The sequence below is a fragment of the Ruegeria sp. HKCCD7255 genome (genome assembly GCF_013031565.1).
In the GTDB taxonomy this organism is placed as follows: Bacteria; Pseudomonadota; Alphaproteobacteria; order Rhodobacterales; family Rhodobacteraceae; genus Ruegeria.
In genome coordinates this window covers 1-24494 of record NZ_WQAG01000013.1, presented here as the reverse complement: position 1 = coordinate 24494, position 24494 = coordinate 1, and the positions used below count along the sequence as shown (strand labels likewise).

Genomic DNA, 24494 nt, shown 5'->3' with positions numbered 1-24494 from the left:
GATTCGGCTTTGGTGGTTTTCTTGAGCTTGTGCGTTCAGTTTTACGCGCAATTTATTGTTTTTTATACATTTTATTTGAATTGCTAAAGCTGCAAGCCTTGTACGCCAAGACAAACCAAAACGCGACGAGTATGGAAGAAATTGGGGGGTAGTCGGCCCCCCCTACCCCACCTGTCTGGAGGCCTCAGACCAGGAGTTTTTCGATCTGCGCAATCAAAGATTGAGCATCATCCGTCGATAACTTGCGCCCCTTGATCCGTATCCGCAGCTCATCACTGGCCAGCTCTGCCAGGATCGCTCCACCCCCGGCCAAATCCGTTGCAGGCAGTCGCGAGATTTGCTGTGGGCGGCCACCGCGCGGCTTTGAGGTACCCGTTTGCGGGACGGCTTTCAGCGCATTTTCAAGTGCCATCCACTCGGCCTTGGCGTCAACAGCATCAGCGCTTGCCAGGGCATCGCGCAGCTTGGCTTGCGCTCCTTCCCGCAAAGCGGCGGCCAGTTTAAGCCCGGCTTTCTCGGACAGCGCGACGGGAAAGCGCAGCAGATCCCCAAGCGCCTCATGCACCATCGCAAAGCCACGCACCTTGGACCGCTTGGCCTTGGACGCAGCCCCAAACAGGACATCAACCGCCGCCTCGGTGCTGGGAAAGATCCCCTGCCCTGCGGCCAAAACGGCGATACGACCCCGCTCATAGGGGCTGAGATTGGACCGCAGTTCATTCTCTTCGACCATTGAGACATACGCGCCCTGCCCCGTCCCGGCATCGCGCACGAATGCTGGAATTGCGGCAAAGGCAGGATCGGTCTCGGCCAGCCTGCGGAACGCGTTCAGGCGTCGGAAGCCCGAGATCAAGCCATACCCGTCCTCGGTCCGCGTTACCTCAATCGGGGTGCGCAATCCGTGAACACGCAGCGATTCAAGCAGTTCCGCCATCGCCTCTTCGTCTTCGACCATACGGTCACGGCGGATGAAATCCGCATCGATCTGATCCAACGCCAGCTTTTCGGCGACCAACCCTGCCGTCTGCGCCTCACGCCACAGCTCGGCATCTGTGTGATCCTTGGCCATGGCCACCCGATCCGTCACAGCAGCCATCCCGCCCAAGGCCGCCGCCTCTCCGGCGACCTGCGCGATCGGTGGCGTTGACTTGGTATCAAACGGGCTGATCGAGGGTTTCGTCGCGAAACCCGCCTCCATTTGCTCCAGCTCAGCCGTGTCCGGGGCGATAAGTCTTCTGCGTTTAGCCATTTGCCTCTCCTCCCATCTGAGCATCACGCCACCAACATCCGATCAGAACCTCTTTGAACTCGGCATAGGTTCTGTCGAAAGTTTCCCGCCCCCGTACATAGGTGTCGCGGTTGAAATCGCGGTAGTCGGCTTCGTAGATGCCATTGACCTGTTCCCCGGCCTGACCAACCAGAGCGGTAAAGTCCTGCCGGTAGGCATTCATGAAATCGCCGAAATAGGCTTGGATGACATTGGCCATATCCGTTTGCTGACTGGCATCAAACCGCGTGATGATAGCCCGTACTACATCCCATTCGAACTTAAGTTCTGGTAAACCCGCCGCCCTGTGGGCTGCATTTTCCCCGTCTTCGATACTGGCGAAGGTGGTGTAGAGCATATCAAAGAACCGACCGGTGGAGTCGAATTCCAGGAAACTCGCACCGAGAGGAACCAATAATATATCCGCCGCAGCCAAGGCGTTGATCGTTAGGTACCCAAGAGCAGGAGGCGTATCGAGGAAGACGATGTCGTAGTCATCCAATACACCCTCGTCCTGAAGGAAGTTGGTCAACCCGTCCCATAAGGGCCAGCTGCGCAGCCCCATCCGCCAGACCGGGATCTGAAATTCTGCCCAATAGAGGTTCAACTGCGCCCCGATCAGATCGATATTCGGCCAATGGGTTTTCTGAATCACATCACGCGGCGAGGTGGACAATGCCTCTTGCAAGGTCTCATCCAGAGGAATTTCGGCCTGACCCGCAGCCGCGCGAACGCGGTTCTCCGACTGCACTGCGCGCGCATAGTCTTTTGCAATCAGAGGAAACACCGTTTGCCACTCATCGGCCACGCGCCCTCCGAGTATCGAGGTCATCGAACCCTGACTGTCCAGGTCAATCACCAAAACCTTATAGCCATCCAGCGCCGCTGACATGGCCAGATGCGCGGCGGTCGACGTCTTGCCGACACCGCCTTTGAAGTTAGCCACGGCCACAACCTTGGCCGGTAGACCTTCGGGCCGATAGGGCAGATACTCTTTGGTGCTGACGCCTTCTGCCGCAAAATGCTGTCGCAGAACCAACACCTCATCGAGTGTAAACCACTTTGATCCTCCTTCGCCTTCGCCCTGTGGCAGGTCCGGGTTGGCCTTGAGTACGCGGCGAAGATGGGCAGGTGCGATGGGGATCAGGTACTTCGTGATTTCCCAGGTCGAGAACCGCCGAAGCCGCTTTTCGCCATCGGGTGCATAGCCGCGCCGCGCCAGATCCTCGCGTCCCTTCGCACAGAAAGTGGCGGCTTTTGCGAATCGTGATGTCCCGATAGGATCAGGTAATTTCGACGCCGCAGTACCCGGGTCCAAATTGAAATAAGGCGGGAGCGGAGGTTGGTTGGATTTGTTCACTGTCGTTGCCTCGAAAAATGTTCGCCTTTGCGGCGTATATTCACCAAGTTAGCGCACCTTTTCCTGAGTGGCTATCCCAGAAATTCGAGTTTTCCACAGAACAGGGCTATGAGAGGGGTGTTTCGTCACGAAACTCCTGAATCAATTAATTGAGGACCACACAAATCGTTTCTTCTATTTAGTTATTTTATATATTTTGGGATAATATAATCATTCTTAAACATATACTTAGCCAGGTTAGGGTAACCAAAAACAGGTTCAAAGGTAACCGGATACGGGATCAAAGGAACCAATATACAGGATGTCGGGTCGCTGCTTTCGGTTTAACGGGCACTGATTCTCGGGAAATGGCTGAACTGGGTCTAATTGGGAATTTAGAGCCTGCTTCTTCGGGCCATGATCGGATTGACGAGAGGCCAAATGAAAGGCTTTCTGTGGATAACTCTGAAATCCACGCTTAGGGTACCTGTTTGCGGGATCAGTCCAATCCCGTATTTGGGCACCCAAATATTATTGCAACCTGGGTACCTTTTGTGCAACAAATTCAAAAAACGAGCAGCCAGGCAGAATCATGCCGGATACACAGTTGGACATGGATCACCTTTCGGGCGCACTGCGTCGAGAGACGGTGAAGAAGAACGTTGCCGCGATACATATCAGCGGTAAGCTTTCGCTGTTGCAGCGCAAGCTTTCGAACGTGTTGCTTCTCAATGCCTATGATGCGCTGACCTCGGCGACCACCCATACCATTGATGCGCGCACATTGGCGATGATGGTTGGCTATAACTCGAACGATTTTGACACTTTGCGGGCCAGCTTGCGTGCATTAGCGGAGACGGTCGCCGAATGGGATATGCTGGACGAGCAGGGGCGGCAGGAATGGGGCGTATCCTCGTTGTTGAGTTTCGCCAAACTTAAGGCAGGCGTGTGTGAATATGCCTATTCACCCGCGCTGGCGCAGAAGCTTTACGACCCAAAGATCTATGCGCTGATCAATGTACATATACAGCGCAATTTCAGCTCTGGTCATGGGTTGGCGTTATACGAAAATTGCTATCGATTTGTCCGAACAGGCTCGACAGGATGGTGGGCTTTGGATGTATTTCGCAAACTGATGGGTGTGGATGGCAGCGACTATTATGCAAGTTTCAAACACCTGAACGCCAAGATTATCAAACCCGCTGTATCTGAAGTGAACCGAAGCTCGGACATTTTCATCGAACCGGAGTTTCAGAAAAAAGGCCGGAGCGTGACTGACATACGGTTTCGGATCAAAGGCAATCCTCAGAAAGCCATGTTCGAGATTGACGACAATGATGGTGTTCGAAACCTGGAAGTCTATAAAACGCTTCGGGCGCAAGGTGTGTCGGACCGATTGGCGCGGCAATGGATTGCGGAACATGGTGAAGACTATGTGCGCGAGAAACTGGATTACGTGAAAGGGCAGGGGGGTGTGAAATCGACTGTTGGTTATCTGTCGGCCGCCCTGCGCGATGACTTTCGTCCGCCCGAATCTGTAAAGCCTGCTGAACCGAACCCTGATGCTATTGCTGCCGCACAACAACGGTCTGAGGAAAAAAAGCGAGAGGATCTGGCCTATGCGTCTCGCGCAGCGGAACGCTCGGAGCGTGCGCGCAAGCTGTCGGTGGTCCAAGATCTGGTTTCGCGACGAAACCCGACCCAGAGAGACGCTGATAAGCGGCTCTTTATGGCCGGGCTGAAAGATGATCTGGGCCGCGAACATTTTCGGGCACATGGTTGGCGGTCAGGTCTGAACGCCGCGGCGATCATAAACTTCTGGGCGGAGCTCGAGCCCGAGGCTTTTGAGGATCACTAGCCCGAAGAGCCGCCGACCCAGTGATGTGCAAAATAGCGCTATAATGAGCATTGCAAGTATGGCGTGATAGTAGTGTAGGGAGGTTCGGTTTTGTCCTCGGCCATATGCGCGACAGATCTCTTTCAATTCGTCTGGCCGAACGCGCGCTATTGGATATCGATCGGCTAATTGAATCGACACGTTTGCAAGGGCGTACGGGATACTTGCGTGCGGCGAGGCAGGTGAGGTTGTTATCCAAAAGAACGCACCAGCGCGAGGCGTTTATTTCATTGCTTCAGGCGCCGTTGAATTGGAGATGGGTGGCCAGAGCTGGAGGCTAGGGCGTGGTGATATCTTCGGGCAGGCCGAGTTATTGCTTCGGCAAAAACGCCGCGCCTCCGTCCGAGCGATTGTGCCCACAACACTATTCGTGCTGGACGAGGAACGATTCCGTAGGCTTGTTGAGCGCAGTAGGGCGTTGCGGGAAGCTGTCATAACGAGCGCTGCAAACCAAGGTGTTGAGATAGAACAGCTTCTTGAACCGAAGTAGCGCGCGGAATCCCAAATCGCACGACGACCAGACCTATGGCTGCTGGGTCACCGGTGACGGAACAGAGTGTTTATTGGCGCGTGAACTGCCAAGATTTGCTGCGGACGCCAGTGATCCGACGACATTTGCTTTTGGGGATCGCGCAGGTGCATTGACCGACAACTCACAATCCTAACGCCGTCACGACGTTACGGCATTTTCCCGAACCCGGCTGGAATCAGCTTGCGTGGTCCATAGGGGAAATTTAACTTCGGTAAAGAAAGCTATTATCTTGGACCTCAGGTTCAGCCCGAAAAACGAAGGACAATCCATGAAAACCCGTATCACCGAAATGTTCGGCATCGAGCACCCAATCCTGCAGGGCGGCATGCACTATGTCGGGTTTGCCGAACTGGCCGCCGCCGTGTCAAACGCAGGGGGATTGGGCACGATCACCGCGCTGACACAGAAATCTCCTGCCGACCTTGCCAATGAGATCGCGAAATGCCGCGACATGACCGACAAGCCTTTCGCGGTCAACCTGACATTCCTGCCCACTGTCAATGCCCCCGATTATCCGGGCTATGTCAAAGCCATCATCGACAGAGGGGTGAAAGTCGTGGAAACTGCAGGTCGCAACCCATCCGAGGTTTTGCCATATCTCAAGGATGCAGATATCAAGGTGATCCACAAATGCACCTCGGTACGTCACTCGTTGAAAGCGCAAGAGATTGGCTGTGACGCAGTGTCGGTGGACGGGTTCGAATGCGGCGGCCACCCCGGCGAAGATGACATTCCCAACATGATCCTATTGCCCCGCGCTGCGGACGAGTTAGAGATTCCCTTTGTTTCGTCGGGTGGCATGGCCGATGGGCGTAGCCTGGTTGCCTCATTGTCGATGGGTGCCGAAGGAATGAACATGGGCACACGTTTCATTGCCACGCAGGAAGCGCCGGTGCACCAGAGGGTCAAGGATGCCATCGTCGCGGCGAGCGAATTGGACACACGTCTTGTCATGCGCCCGCTGCGCAACACCGAACGGGTGCTGAGCAATGCGGCGGTCGAGCGCCTTTTGGAAAAGGAAAAGAATCTGGGCGACAAGATCCGGTTCGAGGACATCATCGAAGAGGTCGCGGGCGTTTATCCAAAGGTTATGCTCGATGGTGATATGGACGCCGGCGCCTGGTCCTGTGGCATGGTCGCTGGATTGATTGACGACATCCCCACCTGCAAAGAGTTGATTGACCGGATCATGGATGAAGCCGATGCGATCATTGTCAAACGGCTGGCCACCATGTCAGGCGGTGTTCGCCTTGCCGCAGAATGATCAAAGGGACGGCTCCATGACATATGAAACACTGGACTGGGCCTTTGAAGACGGCGTCGTCGAGATCACGATGAACCGCCCTGACAACGCCAACGCCTTGAATGCACGGATGGCCGATGAACTGTTCGATGTCGCCTGCCGATGCGAGGCGGAAGGCGCGCGCGCCGTGATCGTCACAGGCGCGGGCAAGATGTTCAATGGTGGTGGCGATCTGGCCGAGTTCGAGGCCGCCGCGAACAAGTCGGACCACGTAACCCGAATGGCGACGATCCTGCACGCCGCGCTTGCTCGATTGACCCATTTGGACGCGCCCGTCATTACCGCCGTAAACGGTTCCGCTGGCGGCGGTGGTTTTTCCATTGCCATCTCGGGCGATATCGTTCTGGCTTCGGACAGGGCCAAGTTCGTCTCGGCCTATACCGCCTCGGGGCTGACCCCGGACGGGTCATCGACCTATTACATTGCCAAGCATGTGGGGCTTCTGCGCGCCAAAGAGCTTGTACTGACCAATCGTGTTCTCAGTGCTGATGAGGCTTGTGAATGGGGCCTCGTCACCCGCGTGGTCGCGGCTGAAGACCTGATGACAGAGGCGCGCAAACTCGCCACCCGGTTCGCCAAGGGTCCAACCAAGGCCTATGGCGGGGCCAAGCGCCTTCTAGAAACGGCATTCTCCGAAAGCTTCGAAGCGCAGCTTGACAAGGAAACCCGTTCCATCGCCGCCATGATGCGCACCCATGACGGGCCGCACGGGATCGCCGCGTTCCTGGCCAAGCAAAAGCCGGAGTTCAAAGGCGAATGACCCGCACACCGATCACCGACGATTGCGGTGTGGCCCAGGCGCTCAACGTGGTGGGCGAATGGCGCACCCTTCTTGTGTTACGCAATCTTTTCAACGGGATGCACACCTTCGATGCGCTTCAGGATCACCTGGGCATTTCCACCAGCGTTCTGGCGGCACGACTGAAAACGCTGACTGAGCAAGGTGTGATCGAAAAACTGCCCAACCCCGAGGATGGGCGCTCGCATGAATATCGGCTAACTGAGAAGGGGCTCGATCTCTACCCCGTGCTGGTTGCGCTTCTGCACTGGGGAGAGAAATGGGCCCCAAACGGGCGTGGACCACGCCTCACGCTGGTGGAACGGGAAACAGGGCGGCCGGTGCAAGAGATAGCCGTGACGGCGCAAGACGGACGGATACTTGGCCCACGCGATGTAATCCCGGTTCTGGGCCCCGGCGGCAGTGACCACATGCGTGCGATGATTGCGCGCTGGACGAAAAAGGAGAAACAGCAATGAGTTCTGACTGGGCAGCGCAAAAGCGCAAAGTAGCAGTGAATGGTCATGACATGGCCTATGTCGAACGCGGCGAAGGGCGGCCGATCGTGTTCCTCCATGGCAATCCCACCTCGTCCTTCCTGTGGCGTGACGTCATGCCCGAATGCGAGGGGCTGGGTCGCCTCATTGCGCCCGACCTGATCGGCATGGGCGATTCCGACAAACTGCCCGATCCCGGCCCAAATACCTACACGTTTGAAACCCATCGCCGCTTTGTCGAGGGCTTCCTTACCGCCGTGGGCGTGACGCGCGATGCGGTTCTGGTCATCCACGACTGGGGCTCGGCACTGGGCTTCGACTGGGCCAACCGTCACCGCGATGCCGTTTCCGGCATTGCCTACATGGAAGGGATCGTGAAACCACTGGCCGATTGGTCCGAGTTCAACCCCCAGGCTGCGCCGCTTTTCCAGGGCTTCCGCTCGGATAAGGGCGAAGAACTGGTGCACGACCGCAATCTTTTTGTCGAAAAGGTTCTGCCTGGCTCTGTCCTCCGCGACCTGACCGAAGCAGAGCAGAATGAATACCGCCGCCCCTTCCGAAACCGGGAAGACCGTTGGCCGACGCTGACCTGGCCGCGCCAGATTCCAATTGGTGGCGACCCGGCAGACGTAACCACGATTGCCGCGGAATACGCGGATTGGATGGCGGAAAACGACCTGCCAAAACTCTTCGTAAATGCCGACCCCGGCGCAATCCTCGTCGGCGCAGCGCGTGACTTCTGCCGCAGTTGGAAAAACCAGCAGGAGATAACCGTCAAAGGCAGCCACTTCATCCAGGAAGACAGCGGGCAACAGATCGGTCAAGCACTAGCTGCATGGTTGCGAGCTTTGGCTTGAGTCCTTGCCGCAAGAGCCACCAACACAAGAAGGATACTTGGAGGCACTTGCAATTAAGTCCGAGAATTGGACCCGAGGTGAGGTCGTTCAAGGTTTCCTGTGCCGCCTATCAACAAGTTCTTGGGCGGTGAATTGATCAGTCACGATCCCGAACCAGGGGTCATCGGCGTTTTCTTTCCGACAAAACCGGATCATGCGAAGCCTGCTGATTTTGTCATGGGCGGAATAACATCTGCTTTTCTTGACCAAATACCGGGTCCGCTTGCCGTTACCGCTTTGACGAAATCATGCTCAAATAACCTGTTCGAAAACTATTCGACCAGCACAAACTTCAGATGAAGAATGCTCGTCTATCCAGGCTCAAAGTTTGTGACACATCCCTGACGGGTTTCGCCATTCTCGCAAATCTTGGTATGGCCCGTTAGCGCAAGCCGGGCGCTCGCGACGCAATCACCCTTCGAGATTGAGCCAAGCCACTTCTTCGGTCGTCAGATCGAGACCGAGGCCAGGAAGTGTCGACGCGATCTCACCCGGGCTTCGTGGACCGATCAAAGCAAGCGATGGGAATGACTGCGCGAGAACCCAGGCCGTCGCGATGTTATGGGCCGAGACGCCATATTTCGCAGCAAGTTCTTCGGCGCGCGCGCGGCGAATTTCATTATCCGACCCGCCAAAGCAGACGTCAGGTCGCGTAGCTTCGGGCAACCGGTTGCGCAGCTCTTCTGGAAGGAAGAAGCCGCGTGCCTGGCTGGACCAGCTTACATGCACCACGTTGTTCTTGCGCAGATGCGCAAGCGTTTCAGGGTTGTTTGAAGTAACGCATCCTGGCCAGACAGGTTTGATCATCTGGGCCAACGACAGATTGTTGTTCAAGACCGTTGGCGCGGTCAGGCCATTTTCTTTTGCATAGGTGCAAGCCTCGTCAAATCGTTCGATGCTCCAGTTCGAGCCACCCCAGATTCCGATACGACCAGCGGCAATCTCTTTGGCAATCGCATCCACAAATTCGCCGACCGGGATGTCAGGATTGTCACGATGCATGATATAAATCGGGGCAAATGAAAGCTGCAGCCGTTCAAGCGATATTGATAGCTGCGCACCGATTGCATCTGGCAGATCATGACCTCTTTCAAATCGCCTACCGAGGCGATCGAGGTTCCGGCGCGCTTGTTCCCGCGTCAATTCGACTTTGAAGCTTATTATCGCGTTTTCGAGCGTATTCCCTTTTGGGATATGTTCTATACATCGATCTGGTCCGTCCTGGCGCGTACCATAGCGCAGGTGGTGTTCTGTTCTATGGCGGGATACGCGTTTGCGCGCCTGAATTTTCCGTTCCGCAATACGCTTTTCATCATGTTGCTGGCGATCATGATGGTGCCGCGCGAAATCTACCTGCTGCCTCAAACCGAAATCATGAAATCTCTGGGACTGATCGACACAGTTGCGGCACTAGCGGCCCCCGGGTTGTTCAGTGCGTTTGGGACCTTTCTGATGCGGCAGTTCTTCCTGACGCTTCCGCCTTCGTTGGAGGAAGCTGCGCGTATTGATGGTGCAAGCAGAATTCGGATATTCTTTGAAATCATGCTGCCCTTGGCCAAACCGGGTCTTATTGCGCTCGCAATATTTACGGCGCTCTGGTCATGGAACGAGTTGCTATGGCCGTTGGTTGTGAATTCGGACCCGTCAAAGCTCAACCTGGCAGCGGGGATTTCAACGCTCAACGGCGAGTACACGATCGATTACCCGATGCTTATGGCCGGGTCTTTGATGGCTCAATTGCCCATGATCGTTCTCTTTTTCCTTCTGCAAAAGAAATTTGTTGAAGGCATCGCAACATCTGGATTGAAGTAATGCGGAACGCAGCCATAAAAAAACAGCCGAATGTTCTGATCTTCATGACAGATCAGCAGAGCAGCTATACGCTTTGCGATGGGCATTATGCCCGCGCAAAAAATCCCCATCTGGACCGCTTTTGCCAACGTGCAGTGACATTCACCAATGCCTATACGCCTTCGCCGCATTGCTGCCCATCGCGCGCAAGTTTTTTCACATCAAAATACCCATCCGAACATGGTGTCTGGAACAATGTGAACGTTACCAACGCCCTCTCGCGCGGCCCGAGAGAGGCCACACCTTTTTGGTCTCGCGACCTTAAGCAAGCCGGATATGATCTCGCGTTCAGTGGCAAGTGGCACGTCAGCAACTCCGAGCAACCTGCCGATTTTGGTTGGAAGGAGTTAAAAGTGACCGCCCAGGGGTCTGGGGTCAGCCTCAGTGCGGATGAACAAAGATCGCGTGCGAGGACCAAAGAAATAAAATTGCTTGAAAGCTACAACCCTGCTTTGACAGAAACAAATCGTCAACCAGGGCAGATCATTCGTCCCGGCTGGCCAAACTATACGCATTTTGGTACAGACGAAAATCCGTTCGACGATCTGCTGGTGGTCGATACAGCGATCAAGCAGGTGAAATCCTACGCCGATACTTCGGACGAAGCGTTGCCTTGGTGCATGTATGTTGGAACTTTAGGGCCGCATGATCCATACACGCCACAGTCTAAATACCTTGATTGGTATGACCAGTCAGATATCGAGCTTCCCCAAAGCTTCGACGATACAATGGATGACAAACCGGGCTTGTATCGGCGTACACGAGACCGCTTTGATCAGCTGACAGCCGAGGAGCATCGCGATGCCATAAGGCACTATCTTGCCTTTTGCAGCTACGAGGATGCGCTTTTTGGAAAGCTTGTCTCCGCGCTAGAGGAGACGGATCAATTGGACAACACCGTCGTCGTATTTCTCTCGGACCATGGCGATTATCTGGGCGAACATGGCCTCTGGGGAAAGGGATTACCCGCGTTTCAATCCGCCTATCGCATTCCCTTGGTCATCGGCGGGCCAGGAATCTCTGCCGATCTTCAAGGCGCCCAATTGGATCACCCGACATCAATCGTAGATGTCGGCCCGACCATCGTAGAATTGTGCGATGTGGAACCAAGTTATCAGGTATCGGGCACTTCCCTAGTCCCGCTTTTGACAAATTCGTCGCAAGAAACACCAAAGCCAGATGTTTTTTTCCAATCTAACGGAAACGAGGCCTACGGCATTCAACGCGCGGTTATCAGCGATGGTTGGAAGCTGGTCTATAACATGTTTGATCAAGACGAGTTGTACGATCTTGGAAAAGATCCGGAAGAAATAACAAATCTTCTGGCCGATCCGGTCGGTCAAAGAAAGGTTGGCCGCGGGCCGTTGGATTCGATTCCGTCCAATCTTCGCGCGAAGGTCGAGGAGCTTTATCGCAAGCTTTGGAAGTTTGGCATCGCGCATGACGATGAGAATATCAACGGATATGTTCTTACAGCACTTGCCCCATTTGGGCCCGGCATCGTCGCCGACCCGAGCAGCTCAAAAAACTATTTGGGTAACGACGAAGCGAACTCCTTGAACACCCAACAACTTTCTGGCTCCACGCCTGTCTGACAACCTGTGAGCATCTACAATGTCTAATATCGAGATCAAGTCTGTCGTAAAAAGATACGGCGGCATGGACGTCATTCATGGGATTGATATCAAAGTCGACGAAGGCGAATTCGCCGTATTGGTCGGTCCTTCCGGCTGTGGCAAATCCACTCTGTTGCGAATGGTTGCTGGCCTGACTGAAATTTCAGAGGGTGAAATCGCAATTGGTGGTCGCGTGGTGAACGACCTGCCCCCTGGTGAGCGGGATATCGCGATGGTTTTCCAGAACTACGCTCTGTATCCTCATATGACCGTCGCGCAAAATATGGCTTATCCACTGCGTGTAAAGCGAGCTGGCAAGGAAGAGATCAAAAAGGCCGTGAACGAAGCGGCAGAGGTGCTGGGGCTTCAGGCGCTTCTTGATCGCAAGCCTGGGCAGCTGTCAGGCGGGCAAAGGCAACGGGTCGCGATGGGTCGGGCCATTGTGCGCGATCCGGCTGTTTTCCTTTTTGACGAACCGTTGTCGAACCTTGACGCGAAGCTCAGGGTCAAGATGCGCGCAGAGATCAAGGCCCTACACCAGAAGCTGAAAACGACAATTGTCTATGTGACCCATGATCAAATTGAAGCCATGACAATGGCTGACAAGATTATTGTTCTGGACGGTGGGAATGTCTCACAAATCGGTACGCCGCTTGAACTGTATACTGCTCCAGCTAAAAAATTTGTGGCGACGTTCATTGGCTCACCCGCGATGAATATTCTACCAGCGCAAATTCGGGCCGATGGCCGACCTGCAATTGACGATGGCCAGACGATTGACCTGGACACGAATTTGCCGGCCGGTGCAGAAATCGAACTCGGAGTTCGGCCCGAGCATATTGGTCTTGGCCCCGTCGGTGAAGGCTTGAAGGCGACGGTGAAGCTTGTTGAACCAATGGGTGCCGAAACGCTTCTTTACTGCGATGTCGCCGGTTACGAAATTCTCGCAAGTGTCAAGGACTACCCGGATGTCACCCACGGTGGAACAATCCATCTGGCAGCCGAGCCCGGCAAATTTCATGCCTTTGACACCAACACTGAGAACGCGATTTCTTTTCTGTCTGACACCTCATCCACCGGGCTGATTTAAGCTCTGGACCAATTGATTTGTATTAGGCGGTGTGGTTCGCGGGGTGTGTCGCAAACTATTGACCGATCAAAGTCAGCGTTTTGCTAGATGCTACTATCGTGCGAACTCAGGAAACACCCGAAAGCCAGATGTCGTGGTGCTGGGGAAAGGCCATCCACCCGCTAAACACTAGCGCATCAACAGCCAAATCTTTGCATCAGAGCCGTAATCACTACCCAAACAAGTAAGCCGTTCGGATCGTTGGCGATGTCAGTTACTGTCGTTTGCACCAATCTTTTTGACGCTTGGTTCCGCATCCAATTCCGTCAGCTTGTTCAGAACTTCAGCCATCCATCCGGCTTTGATCTTCAAGGCCAGCTGTGATGGGGGGCGGTGGTTTGGTTCCAGGATGGCGTACTCATATTGCAGCGGGCTTTTCAGCGGCACAAACACCACTTTGCCTTTGGATGCATTCAACTCGCGCTCTGTCGCGACGGTTAGGGGGTCGACGATAGAACAGCATTGGCCCGAGCTGACAAAGGGGATCAGCGGTAGAAAATACTGGCAGTTCACAGTCAGATTGTAATCGACGCCGCTTTCTTGAAACGCGTTCTGGATTCTGGTTTGGAACGGGTGTGTCGCGTGCAGTCCGCCAATGGGTACGCCATCAAGATCTGAGATTGCGACACTGCTGCGCGTCGCTAGCGGGTGATCGCGGTCGACCGCGCAAAAGCAGTTTGCTCGGATCAGTTCGGCGGAGTATTGCGGCTCTTTTCCCGACGAATGTTCGAAATCGGCAAAGCCGAAATCGATATTCTGGGTGCCGGCCAATTCCATGATCTGCAGAGAACTGCGCGTCGACAGCGTGATTCGGATGTCGGGGTTCTCTCCCAGCGACTTGCTGATGAAATGAGGGAAGAGAAAGGTCGAAGGGCCGGGCATGGTGGCGATGTTGAGACTGCCGGAATGGCCCTTGATCAAACCTTCCATGGTATTCGAAATGACCGATAGGCGATCCAGAATGCCGGTGGTTTCTGCCAGCAGGTAATGCGCCTCGGGCACCGGGACCAATCTGCGCCCTTTGCGTTCGAACAAAGTTAGGCCCAGGTTTTTCTCAAGTGTTTTCAGGGCCAAACTGATGGCGGGTTGGGTGCGGTTCAATTTCTTCGCGGTTTGCGAAATGGAGCCGGTTTCCATCACTTCGCGAAACACGGTGAGCTGCGTCAGGTTCATGTAGAAATATATAAGCTATACTTTAGTTTTATGAAATATAACAAATTTGTATTTATGCGAATTCTCTTTAGGCTCATCAAAATCGAAGTTCGGGCAAACCGAATCCGACGAACCAACACTGGAGAACATGATGAGTTTTATGAAAAGCTTGACCGGCCTGGCCCTGGCGGCAGCCTTTGCTGCACCGGCTTTGGCGCAGGACCCGACCTTTTTCCGTATCGGCACCGGCGGTGCTGGTGGAACCTACTTCCCCATCGGTGGCACCATCGCAAACGGCATCTCGGCCCCTCCGGGTTCGCGTCCGTGTGAAGAAGGTGGCCAATGTGGTGTTCCGGGTCTGATCGCGATTGCGCAATCGACCACCGCGTCGGTCTTTAACAATGCTGCTGTCCAAAACGGTGAGCTTGAGGCCGGTCTGGCGGCTGCTGACGTGACCCGCTCGATGTATCTGGGTGAGGGTAAGTTCGAAGGCAAGCCGCACCCCAACCTGCGGATCGTCGCCAACCTGTTCCCCGAAGATCTTCACCTGGTGCTGCCTGCGGGCGAAACCATCGGGGATCTGAGCGATCTGGAAGGCAAGCGCGTCGGTATCGCGCAGGCCGGATCGGGCACGCAGGTTGCCGTTCTGCAAATGCTGGAAGCCTGGGGTGTGACCCGCGACAACATGGATGAGGCCGAGTTGAACAACAGCCAGAGCGCCGAGCGTTTGGCCGATGGTCAGCTGGACGCCTATTTCTATGCAGCGGGCTGGCCTGTTGCCGCGATGGTGCAGCTGTCCTCGACCAAAGGTATGAACCTGCATTCGTTCAGCGACGAAGATCTGGCCAAGATCAACGAGATCATCCCGGCCTATATCCCGTCGGCCATTCCTGGTGGTGTCTATGAAGGCATCGATACAGAAACCAAAACCCCTGCGGTCAGCGCGATGCTTGTTGTCTCGTCAGAGCTGTCCGACGATCTGGTCTATCAACTGACCAAGGCATTGTGGAACGACAACACCCGCAAGCTGCTGGACAACGGCCACGCCAAAGGCAAGCAGATCACGCCTGACACGGCGCTGGACGGTGTTGCCGCGCTGGGTGTTCCGCTGCATCCGGGTGCCGAGAAGTTCTATAAAGAAGCCGGGCTTCTTCAGTAACCACATCACATCGCAATGAAATCGCCGGTGCCCCATCCTCGGGGCACCGCATAGCCGATCTATGCGAAGGCAGGGGGCCGCAATGACCGACAATCAGCAGCTTGATGACCACGAATTGACCGCCGAAGAGCTTGCGGCCATCGAAGAACAGTTCGACGAAGGCGCAGCGGTTCGTCAGGTGAGCCCAACAACCGGAATGGTGTTGCGCGTTGTTGCCCTGATTTTCGCAGCTTACGAATTCTTTACCGCCGGGTTTGGCCTTCCAGCCGATCACTGGCATATGGGCATCTATCTGGCCCTGCTGTTCATCCTGGTCTATGCGACGATCCCGATCATCGGGTCAAAAAACCTCTATGCTCTCAAGGTCAGCCGGTTCCGGATCGGCAATATTCCTCTTTATGATCTTGTCTTCATGGGGGTTGGCATCATCGCCGCTCTGTATGTGGGTGTTGCCTGGCGCGGCATTCCGTTCCTCGGGATCGAGGAACAGACCTTCCGCATGGGTAATCCGAACACCTATGATGTGATCCTGGGCGTCATCATCATCCTGCTGGTGCTGGACATTGCGCGCCGCACGCTGGGATGGGTGCTGCCGCTGATCATCTGTGTCTTTATTTCATACGCCTTGCTGGGGCCGTATTTCCCGGGGTTGTTGCAACATCCCGGTGTGAACTTCAAAACCTTCGTGTCGTCGATGTATTTCCCGCAAGAGGGGATCTATGGCGTCACGCTTTGGGTGGTTTCGACCATCGTGTTCCACTTTGTCCTGTTTGGCGTGATCGCACAGCGCACCGGTTTGGGGCAATTGTTCATCGACAATGCAACGATTTTGGCGGGTCGCTATACCGGCGGTCCGGCAAAAGTGTCGGTGGTATCCTCGGCCTTCTTCGGCACGATCTCTGGTTCTTCGGTGGCGAACACCGTTTCGACCGGTGCGTTGACGATCCCCAACATGAAGCGCCTTGGATACCCCGGCCATTTTGCAGGCGGGGTCGAAGCCGCGTCATCGGCAGGCGGGCAGATCACGCCGCCCATCATGGGGGCCGCGGCCTTCATCATGGCCGAGTTTCTTGAGGTGCCCTATACCACCATCGTGATCGCCGCGATTTTCCCTGCGATCCTGCACTATGTCGGCGTCTTTGCCGTTGTGCACCTGATGGCGCGCAAGCTGAACCTGCAAGGTCTGGCCAAGGAACAACTGCCGCAGCTCAAGGCCGTTTGGGCCGAAGGTTGGGCCAATATCGTGCCGCTGATCGGGCTTCTTGTGGTGCTGTTTACGGGATATACGCCGTTCATGTCGGCCTTTTGCGGCATTTCGCTGGCTGTCATCGCGGGCATGTCGCGGGTCAAGCAACCGCCGACACTGATCTATGCTGCTGCGTTCCTGGCCTTTGTGCTGTGGAAGTTTTCCGATGGCGGGTTTGATCTGACCATGACGGCCATCCTGTGCGGCTTGTCGGTGATCGCCACTTTTAACCCACAGAAACGCATCGAAGTGCCTGAGATGCTACAGGCGGTCGAACTGGGCGTAAAATATTCGCTGGCTGTAGGTGCGGCTGCTGCTGCGGTCGGCATCGTGGTGGGTGTGATCAACACAACCGGTATCGGTTTCCGCATCGGGTTCATGGTGACCCAAGGCGCGGGCAATCTGGCGGCAGATGTCTATAACATGATCTCGTTTGGCAGTTTCCAGCTGTTTGCGCTGGAAGACTTGCAGCTGTTCATCTCGCTGGTCTTCATTGCCATCGTCTGCATCCTGATGGGGGCGGGCATCCCGACCACGGCGCTTTACATCATGCTGGTCTCGGTCGCGCAGCCTGCGCTGGCGCAGCTGGGTGTACCGCCCATCGCGTCTCATCTGTTCGTGCTCTATTACGGCGTGGTGTCCGAGATTACGCCACCAGTCTGTACTTCGGCCTATGCGGCGGCAGCCATCGCAAACTCGAACCCGTTCCGAACTGGTTTGTCGGCCTTTACCCTGGGCTTGGGCAAGGTGATAGCGCCAATGGCCTTTGTCTATGCGCCGGTGCTGCTGTTTGTGTCGTCGACAGGCTTTGATCTGTGGGAGTTCACCTATACCGCCACCAGCTGTATCGCAGGCGTCATCGCCCTGTCGGCGGCGGTTGTGGGCTATTGGTTGAAACCACTGAACCTGGCATCACGGATCCTGATGGCCATCGCCGGTGTGATCTTTGTCGCGCCCAGCCTGGCGGCTGATCTGGTTGCGCTGGCTGTGGCCTCACCCGTGATCATCACCCAGTTGATTGGCCGCAGCCGCAGTCAGTCACCGGCCTGAAAGGATGGCTGAACAGGTCACAGTTATCGGCGCAGGGATCGTCGGCATTTGTTGCGCATTGTCCCTGCAAGACCGCGGAATTCCTGTCCGGCTTGTCGACCGGGGTGAGCCCGGACAGGAGACCTCTTTCGGGAATGCCGGTGTGGTATCGCCCTGGTCGATTATCCCGCAGGCAGTTCCAGGGATCTGGAAGCAACTTCCGCAACTTTTGCTGAACCCCAAAAGCGCGCTTTCGGTAAGGGCCGGGTTTTGGCCCAAGATGATCCCCTGGGGGCTGCGCTTTCTCAGCATCTCGGGCGAACAAAGCGTGCGAAAGATTTCGGACGGTATGGAGGTTTTGTGCCGCCCGTCGATTGACCTGTATCGGCGTCATTTACAGGGGACGGGGCATGAGGGGCTGATCGCAGACAGCTATTACCTGCATGCGTTCCGGCGCGCGGATCAGGCCAGTCTGGATGATTTCGGCTATCGCGTACGTCGCGAAAAAGGTGGCGATCTGGAACTGATCGAAGGGGCCGAGCTGCGCCGGATGGAACCGGCTCTGTCCGATGAATTCAAGGCGGCGATCGTGATCAAGGGCCAGGCGCGGGCCCTTTCACCCGGTCGTTTGGGGGCGGTTTTGGCCGACAAAGCCCGCGCGCAAGGGGCCGAGTTCCTGCGTGCCGAGGTCACCAAACTGGCACGACTAGAGCAGGGCGGTTGGCAGGTTGTCACCAAGGACAAGACGTTGAAGTCCCAGCAGGTGATATTGGCAGCGGGCGTTTGGTCGGCTGATCTTTTAAAACCTTTGGGCCTTTCCGTGCCGCTGGTGGCCGAACGCGGCTATCACGTCGAGTTTTCGAACCCCGAGGCCACCTTGAACAATTCGATCATGGACGTGGACGCAAAAGTGGTGGCCAGTTCCATGGAAGGTGGGTTGCGTGTGGCTGGGACAGCCGAATTTGGCAGCATCGATGCGCCGGCCGATCCCAAAAAGCAGAAGATGCTGATCGATCAGGCGAAATCCATGGTGCCTGATCTAGATACCAGTCAGGTGCGGTTCTGGATGGGACGTCGCCCGTCCTTTCCCGACAGTTTGCCTGCAATCGGTCCGATTGAAGGGATCAAGGGGCTGTTCACGGCCTTTGGGCATTCTCATTATGGGCTGATGATGGCGCCCAAAACAGCTGAGCTTGTGGCAGACCTTATGTCAGATCGTCACCCCAACACCGACATGGCGGCGTTCTCACCGATGCGGTTCTAGCTATCGTTTGGGCCTGTGCCGCGACGGGTGAGAAAGGGCATGGACCTGAGGTCAAGACTGCGTCTAGGGTCTGCTGCGCGATCCGCAGAGAAAACCGCAAGAGAGTAATGTGCCCGTCGATCTTACCCTTCTGATCCTTGCCATCTGTCTGGGCGCCGTGGTGCAGGTGGGGATCGGCATCGGGTTCAGCATTCTGGCCGGGCCGCCAATGATGATCCTGCTGGGCACATCAACCGCGGTGCCCGTTCTGCTGCTGCTCAACACCATAGTGTCGGCGGTGGCCACTGACCCACGCGTGGTGAATGCCGAACGACGCAGCATTCTGATCGCCATTCTGGGCTGTCTGATTGGGGTAGGGATCGGGTTGATCATCTACCCGCTGCTGAGCGAGCCTTTTGTTCTGGCCCTCACGGGATGTTTGTTGTTGATCGGGCTGGCAACATCTTTGGTGCCCCTGCGCCGCGCGACCGGGCCTGTGGGGTTCATGGCCATGTCGGGCCTATCCGGACTGGCCACGGTGTGGGCCGCGATGCCGGGGCCACTTATGGTGCTTGGGTTGATGGCAAAGGGCCATGCGGGGCGCGAGGTTGCGCGCCTGGTGCAACCCATTGCGCTGGTTGCCTACGGGGTGGCGTTCTTGCTGCACGGGACGTCAACACTGCCTCTGGGTCCGCAGCTTTGGGCCTTTGTTGCCGCCACGGTGTTCGGCAGCTTGATGGGTCGCGTGGTGGGCCCTTATCTGCCGCAGCGCCTGGTGAGTGTGACCATACGGATCATTTCCGTGCTGGCTTGCGCTCTGCTCTTTCAACGCGCCTATGTGATGGCCTAATTTGGGGAAATGACGATGACAGAGACAGACCTTCTTGCGCAATTCCCACGGGCGCGGCTGATGTCGGGGGTCACGCCGCTGGAGCGGCTGGACAGGCTATCGGCTGAGCTGGGGATTGATCTGTGGCTGAAACGCGACGATCTGAACGGGCTTGGCTTTGGTGGTAACAAGACCCGGCAGCTGGAGTTCTATTTTGGCGACGCGCAACAGAAAGGCGCGGATACCATCCTGATCACCGGCGCGGTGCAGTCGAACTATGTTCGTTCGGCTGCCGCTGCTGCCGCCCGTCTGGGTATGCAATCGGTGCTTCAGCTGGAAGAGCGGGTGCCGGATATGGGTGCGGAGTATTACAGTTCGGGCAACGTGTTGCTGGCCAAGCTCTTGGGCGCTGAACACATGAGTTATCCCGAAGGCGAAGATGAGGCGGGGGCTGATGCGGCCCTGCACGCGCGCGCTGATGCGTTGCGGGCCGAGGGGCGTACCCCTTACGTCATTCATCTGGGCCTGAACCACCCGCCGCTGGGGGCCTTGGGATATGTGGTGGCCGGGCAAGAGATCTGCGCCCAGATGCCGGATTTTGATGTGACTGTTGTGGCCTCGGGCAGCGGGGCCACCCATGGGGGTCTTTTGACTGGGATTGCGGTCTCGGGCGTCCCAGCCAAGGTGTTTGGCGTTTGTGTGCGTCGTGATGCGGAACAACAAACAGCACGGATGCGCACCGTGCTGGAAAAGCTGGCGGATTTGCTTGGGATTGATCCCGAACCGTTGCAAGCGCGGATCGAGATCTGGGATCGCGCGCTCGCGCCGGGTTATGGCAAGCTGAGCGACAAGACACAGGCGGCACTTGAACGCATGGCGCGGACCGAAGGGATATTCCTCGACCCGGTCTATACAGCCAAGACCTTTGCCGGGCTGCTGGATCTGGTGGAAAGCGGGCAGATCCGTCCGGGGCAAAAGGTGGTGATGGTGCATACGGGCGGGTTGCCGGCCCTGTTCGGCTATCAAAGCGAGATGACGGGTCTGTAACCGCCGATCTGGTAGAAAAAGCCCGGAGCCGCGCGGGATCCGGGCCCTGGTCGGGTGCCTTAATGCCGCCCTTGTCAGTCGCAGGCGGCGGTAACGATAATCTCAACCTTCAGCACATCGCGTGCAAGTTTGGCTTCGCCACAGGCGCGGGCCGGGGCGCGGCCTTGCGGCATCCATTCATCCCAAACCTGGTTCATTTCGGCGAAATCGGCCATATCCGACAGCCAGATCACGCATTGCAGGATGCGCGTCTTGTCGCTGCCTGCCTGAGCCAGAAGATCCTCGACCTTGGCCAAAATATCGCGGGTCTGATCCGCTGCGGTCTCGGCATCCGAGACCTGACCACACAGATAGGCAACGCCATTATGTTTCACGATCTTGCTCATGCGCTGGCCGGTTTCAATACGGGTGATGGTCACGTTGGAAATCTCCATGAAAATTAGTCCCGATCACAAGGATCTCTGGCTTTGGCGATAGTGGGTATTGGGCCGGATCGCCAGCCCCCAAACGGATCAGACCGACGATTATTCTTTTACGCGTTCAGGCTGGCTTGGGTCAGAACCAACCGGTCCCGACCCGTTGGCGTGGCCACCGGCGTTAGGGTGCGAAGATCAATGGTTCGACCCTGAAAAGTGCAGTAGGTCGCGTGCTCGGTAATTCGAAGCTGCGCGGATGCTTTGTTCGTTTCGTCAAAGGCTGCGCTGGCCAAGAGCAATGAGAACAGCAACAGCCCCTTGTCCACATCGTCGCCGGTCTGAAACAACAATACCTCATCAGGCAGCGCAAGCCTGTCACGGGCGCCCAGCACTGGCTCGGTACCCGCAATCGTATCAACCACTGCGCAGGCATCCGCCCAAGACGCGACCCGAGCCGCAGCGCCCCGAAGTTTGGTCCCGTGCAAAGCCGCGGCCAGATAGGCTCCGGGGTAGGGGACATCCAGATCGCGGATACAGTACAAGGCCTGATCGAATACCGACATCGGTTGAGCCTTGGCCAGATCGGAAATCACCTGACGCGCGTGATCCCCCCCCGACAATTGGTCCAGAGCCCGCAGGTCTGATGCATCGATGCTTGGCGTCTGAAATGTGATGCCTGAATTTACGGCCTGCTTAAGCGGGTCCAGGGTACAGCCAAAAAAGGCGCGGCTTTCGTCCAGAAACCTATCAAGCGCGGGTTTAGGAATTGAGCTTTCACCGGTCGCGATCCGCAACGTGCCCAGCGGTGAGATAAGCCGATCCAGAAACGGAAGCCGTGCGGCAAAGGCAGCTTGCGGCCCCGGAGACCCAGGCGTGGCGCAGGTCTTGTCCCACGTGTGCTTGTCAAAGTACTCGGGCTTGCCATTGCACCAGAACCTTTCACCGTCCTTGCGCAGGAAGGTCGTGTAATGGGCGGGCGTGGCGAGCAAAAAGATGTCTGCGAAAGATATACCGTGCAGGATATTGGCCAATGTCGCTGTCAGCGTCGCCTCATCCGCGCAGATGGTCACACCCATAGGCTTGTGTTTCTTATGCCCCAAAAGACGGCGCATGGCACGCAGGCCGTCGATGGTCGAATAGTTGAAGATCGGGAACTTTTCCTGATTCAGCACCGGAAAGATATCCAGAGCCGGCGTCAGCAGCCCTTGTTCATCGCGGTGATGGAAATGCTGCCGGATCAAATCCAGCGCGTCGTCCACACCTGCGGCCCCCAGACGTTGGCGAATATCCGACATTTCGGCCAGGCCGACCTTTTGCGCGGTGTTCATGGGATAGTCATGGGTGAAATGCTGGTTCACATAGGCCAGCATCTCAAGAGTGATATGGGCTTGCCTCAGATGGTCTTCGTTGGGGTATTTTGCGTGGGCCCGGGCAAGCACTTTGTCCCTAAGCTGCCAGAGCGTCGGGCTCATCAGATTGGCCAGCATCAGAACCGTCAAAAGCTGTGGATCTATCGCAGCTTCGAACAGGGCGGGTTTGGCAGCACGGGACAGCGTTTCGATGCGCTCAGAGGGCGTTCTGGCATTCCCGTTCATCCGCTTAGTCCTGCCGAGCCGCTTGAAGGATCCGATTCAGCACAAAAATCGGAATTCCAGCAAGAAGCAGCAAAAAGCTCCACATCGCGGCTTCGGCCCCCGCGCCATAGATGGTCAGCAGCGAAAACACAAAGGCGATGCCAGCGACGGGCAGATAGGTCCACGGGTTGAGGAAACCGATACGGCGGCCCAGCGAGATCAGGATCAGGCCCTCGACGCAGCAGCAGAACAAATAGCTCACCATGTCTGTCACAATCGACAGGTCGATCAGATATTCATACAGCCCCAGCAAAGAGCTGGACGCAAAGGATTTGAACAGCAGGATCGCAACGGAAAGCGCCATTGAAATCACGATCCCCTTTGCCGGGACACCGTTCTTGTTCAGCTTAGAAAACCATGCGGGGAATAACCCGTGGCGCGCAGCCGCAAGCGGCACCTGCGCCATAAGCAATGTCCAGCCATTGAGCGCCGCCACGGATGACAACACGGCGGCGACGGCGATGACATATCCCGCCCAATCACCCCAAATCAGGCTGGCCGCATCCGAGAAAGGAGCCGTAGACTGCGCAAGCGCGTCCGCATCCATGACGCCCATAACCGTGAGCGTGCCGAATGTATAGACCAGTGCGGCCAAAAGCGTTCCAACGACGGTGGCAAAGGCGATTGTGCGGTTGGGGTCTTTGACATCGCCCGCGGGTACGGTGGCGGATTCCACACCGGTGAAAGCAAACATGATGAACGGCGCAGTGCCTGCAAGGGCCAATAGAAAGGAATGCGGCGTCGGGTTGATCGGAGTAAAATGCCCCCAGTCCATCCAGAACAGCCCCACAAATGAGACAGCCAGAAACGGGATCATCTTGATGCAGACGATGACAAGCTGGAACACTCCGACGGTTTCAGCGCCTCTGAGATTCAAAAGTCCAACCCCGATCATCATTGCCAAAGCTACGGTGGTGCCGCCACCCGGCAGATCGCTCAGGCCCGGCACGAAATACAGCAGATAATCCGTGGCTCCCAAGGCAATCGCCGGAAGCGCCACCCAAACCGCGATCCAATATCCCCAGGCAACAAGAAACCCGGCAAAATCCCCAAACCCCAGGCGGGTATAGGCATAGGGGCCACCGGTTTCCGGCGCGACCCGACTGAGGCGAGCAAACACCAGGCTCAGACACAAGGCGCCGATGGACATCACGATCCAGCCGATGATCGCGACCGCTCCAAACGGGGCCAGGGCGGCGGGTGCCAGGAAAAAGCCCGAACCGATGATATTGCCGACCACAAGTGCGGTGCAGGTCCAGGGCCCAAGCGTTCGGGTCACTTTCGGGGAAGATTGCGCGGGCTGTTCTTCAGTAGATTTTTCCAAGCCTTGAGACACGTAAACCTCTGATCAAACCATCCAGTCGCAATGGCGGTATGACATAGGCTCGTAACGTTGGATGCAAGGCCCGATTTGGTCAGCGCCCCGTCATTCGCCTCAATCCCTTCAAATGTTGCGTTTGGGGGGTAAAAGACAAGCACATTCCGTTCAGGGCCAGTCCTTCCTCCGAGGGTCCGTCCATAATCTTTCCCATGCAACCTTCTTCGGTGCTCATACCGCTGCCGGTCGTCAATGTGTTAGTCTTCATGCGTTGGAATTGCGGGTGTTGGGTCTGTCATTTCGGATCCCCTTTTGA

Annotated in this window: 22 protein-coding genes; 15 read left to right on the top strand and 7 right to left on the bottom strand. The window is 56.4% G+C overall.

The window, feature by feature from the left end; genetic code table 11:
- Window positions 1-184: 184 nt before the first annotated feature.
- Both GOX45_RS18910 and GOX45_RS18905 read right to left on the bottom strand, forming a co-directional pair.
- Entirely contained in the window at window positions 185-1249 is a 1065-nt protein-coding gene (locus GOX45_RS18910) for a ParB N-terminal domain-containing protein (protein ID WP_171102984.1), read from the bottom strand.
- Entirely contained in the window at window positions 1242-2627 is a 1386-nt protein-coding gene (locus GOX45_RS18905; protein WP_171102982.1) for an AAA family ATPase, read from the bottom strand. Before GOX45_RS18905 ends, GOX45_RS18910 begins: the two co-directional genes overlap by 8 nt.
- A gap of 571 nt (window positions 2628-3198) precedes the next feature.
- On the opposite strand from GOX45_RS18905, the gene GOX45_RS18900 reads away from it, so the two are divergent.
- The 7 genes from GOX45_RS18900 to GOX45_RS21975 all read left to right on the top strand — a co-directional run bounded on the left by GOX45_RS18900 (window position 3199) and on the right by GOX45_RS21975 (window position 8809).
- The gene (locus GOX45_RS18900; protein WP_171102981.1) at window positions 3199-4464 is read left to right on the top strand and encodes a replication initiation protein; all 1266 of its coding nucleotides are present in this window, start codon (window positions 3199-3201) and stop codon (window positions 4462-4464) included.
- A gap of 172 nt (window positions 4465-4636) precedes the next feature.
- Entirely contained in the window at window positions 4637-4993 is a 357-nt protein-coding gene (locus tag GOX45_RS18895) for a cyclic nucleotide-binding domain-containing protein (RefSeq protein WP_171103147.1), read from the top strand.
- 310 nt (window positions 4994-5303) lie between these two features.
- Window positions 5304-6299 carry a nitronate monooxygenase family protein gene (locus GOX45_RS18890; protein WP_171102979.1) on the top strand — a complete coding sequence of 332 codons (996 nt, stop codon included), beginning with the start codon at window positions 5304-5306 and terminating at the stop codon, window positions 6297-6299.
- A gap of 16 nt (window positions 6300-6315) precedes the next feature.
- Window positions 6316-7098, top strand: a complete 783-nt coding sequence (locus tag GOX45_RS18885) for an enoyl-CoA hydratase/isomerase family protein (RefSeq protein ID WP_171102977.1) — start codon at window positions 6316-6318, stop codon at window positions 7096-7098.
- On the top strand, window positions 7095-7595 hold the full coding sequence (locus GOX45_RS18880; RefSeq protein ID WP_171102975.1) for a helix-turn-helix domain-containing protein: 501 nt from the start codon (window positions 7095-7097) through the stop codon (window positions 7593-7595). Before GOX45_RS18885 ends, GOX45_RS18880 begins: the two co-directional genes overlap by 4 nt.
- A complete protein-coding gene (locus GOX45_RS18875) occupies window positions 7592-8470 on the top strand; it encodes a haloalkane dehalogenase (protein WP_171102973.1) in 879 nt (292 codons plus the stop codon). The genes GOX45_RS18880 and GOX45_RS18875 overlap by 4 nt, the downstream gene beginning before the upstream one ends.
- A 99-nt stretch (window positions 8471-8569) precedes the next feature.
- Window positions 8570-8809 (top strand): hypothetical protein, encoded by a 240-nt coding sequence (locus tag GOX45_RS21975; RefSeq protein WP_217350574.1) that lies wholly within the window; start codon window positions 8570-8572, stop codon window positions 8807-8809.
- Between the two features lie 111 nt (window positions 8810-8920).
- On the opposite strand, the gene GOX45_RS18870 is transcribed toward GOX45_RS21975, so the two are convergent.
- Window positions 8921-9652, bottom strand: a complete 732-nt coding sequence (locus GOX45_RS18870) for an aldo/keto reductase (RefSeq protein WP_254446084.1) — start codon at window positions 9650-9652, stop codon at window positions 8921-8923.
- On the opposite strand from GOX45_RS18870, the gene GOX45_RS18865 reads away from it, so the two are divergent.
- From GOX45_RS18865 to GOX45_RS18855, 3 genes are read left to right on the top strand one after another with little or no spacing between them, the layout of a single operon-like run.
- A complete protein-coding gene (locus tag GOX45_RS18865) occupies window positions 9590-10321 on the top strand; it encodes a carbohydrate ABC transporter permease (RefSeq protein ID WP_254446083.1) in 732 nt (243 codons plus the stop codon). The two genes, GOX45_RS18870 and GOX45_RS18865, sit on opposite strands and share 63 nt — an antisense overlap.
- Window positions 10321-11955 (top strand): sulfatase-like hydrolase/transferase, encoded by a 1635-nt coding sequence (locus GOX45_RS18860; RefSeq protein ID WP_171102966.1) that lies wholly within the window; start codon window positions 10321-10323, stop codon window positions 11953-11955. Before GOX45_RS18865 ends, GOX45_RS18860 begins: the two co-directional genes overlap by 1 nt.
- 19 nt (window positions 11956-11974) lie before the next feature.
- Complete coding sequence (locus GOX45_RS18855) at window positions 11975-13066, top strand: ABC transporter ATP-binding protein (protein ID WP_171102964.1); 1092 nt, start codon at window positions 11975-11977, stop codon at window positions 13064-13066.
- A 249-nt stretch (window positions 13067-13315) separates the two neighbouring features.
- Here GOX45_RS18855 and GOX45_RS18850 read toward each other — a convergent pair whose 3' ends face one another.
- Window positions 13316-14278, bottom strand: a complete 963-nt coding sequence (locus GOX45_RS18850) for a LysR family transcriptional regulator (RefSeq protein ID WP_171102962.1) — start codon at window positions 14276-14278, stop codon at window positions 13316-13318.
- Between the two features lie 130 nt (window positions 14279-14408).
- Here GOX45_RS18850 and GOX45_RS18845 point away from each other — a divergent pair, with 130 nt between their 5' ends.
- From GOX45_RS18845 to GOX45_RS18825, 5 genes are all read left to right on the top strand, one after another.
- Window positions 14409-15416 (top strand): TAXI family TRAP transporter solute-binding subunit, encoded by a 1008-nt coding sequence (locus tag GOX45_RS18845; RefSeq protein WP_171102960.1) that lies wholly within the window; start codon window positions 14409-14411, stop codon window positions 15414-15416.
- A gap of 82 nt (window positions 15417-15498) precedes the next feature.
- Window positions 15499-17712, top strand: a complete 2214-nt coding sequence (locus tag GOX45_RS18840) for a TRAP transporter fused permease subunit (RefSeq protein WP_171102959.1) — start codon at window positions 15499-15501, stop codon at window positions 17710-17712.
- Window positions 17713-17716: 4 nt separating this feature from the next.
- Window positions 17717-18955 carry an FAD-binding oxidoreductase gene (locus tag GOX45_RS18835; RefSeq protein ID WP_171102956.1) on the top strand — a complete coding sequence of 413 codons (1239 nt, stop codon included), beginning with the start codon at window positions 17717-17719 and terminating at the stop codon, window positions 18953-18955.
- Window positions 18956-19064: 109 nt separating this feature from the next.
- Window positions 19065-19784, top strand: a complete 720-nt coding sequence (locus tag GOX45_RS18830) for a hypothetical protein (protein ID WP_171102954.1) — start codon at window positions 19065-19067, stop codon at window positions 19782-19784.
- A 15-nt stretch (window positions 19785-19799) separates the two neighbouring features.
- The gene (locus tag GOX45_RS18825) at window positions 19800-20810 is read left to right on the top strand and encodes a D-cysteine desulfhydrase family protein (protein WP_171102952.1); all 1011 of its coding nucleotides are present in this window, start codon (window positions 19800-19802) and stop codon (window positions 20808-20810) included.
- A 74-nt stretch (window positions 20811-20884) separates the two neighbouring features.
- Here GOX45_RS18825 and GOX45_RS18820 read toward each other — a convergent pair whose 3' ends face one another.
- The 3 genes from GOX45_RS18820 to GOX45_RS18810 all read right to left on the bottom strand — a co-directional run bounded on the left by GOX45_RS18820 (window position 20885) and on the right by GOX45_RS18810 (window position 24139).
- Window positions 20885-21244: a RidA family protein gene (locus tag GOX45_RS18820; protein ID WP_171102950.1), complete on the bottom strand. Its 360-nt coding sequence runs from the start codon at window positions 21242-21244 to the stop codon at window positions 20885-20887.
- A 98-nt stretch (window positions 21245-21342) separates the two neighbouring features.
- Entirely contained in the window at window positions 21343-22821 is a 1479-nt protein-coding gene (locus tag GOX45_RS18815) for a hypothetical protein (protein WP_171102948.1), read from the bottom strand.
- 4 nt (window positions 22822-22825) lie between these two features.
- Window positions 22826-24139 carry an amino acid permease gene (locus tag GOX45_RS18810; RefSeq protein WP_217350571.1) on the bottom strand — a complete coding sequence of 438 codons (1314 nt, stop codon included), beginning with the start codon at window positions 24137-24139 and terminating at the stop codon, window positions 22826-22828.
- Window positions 24140-24494 lie beyond the last annotated feature (355 nt).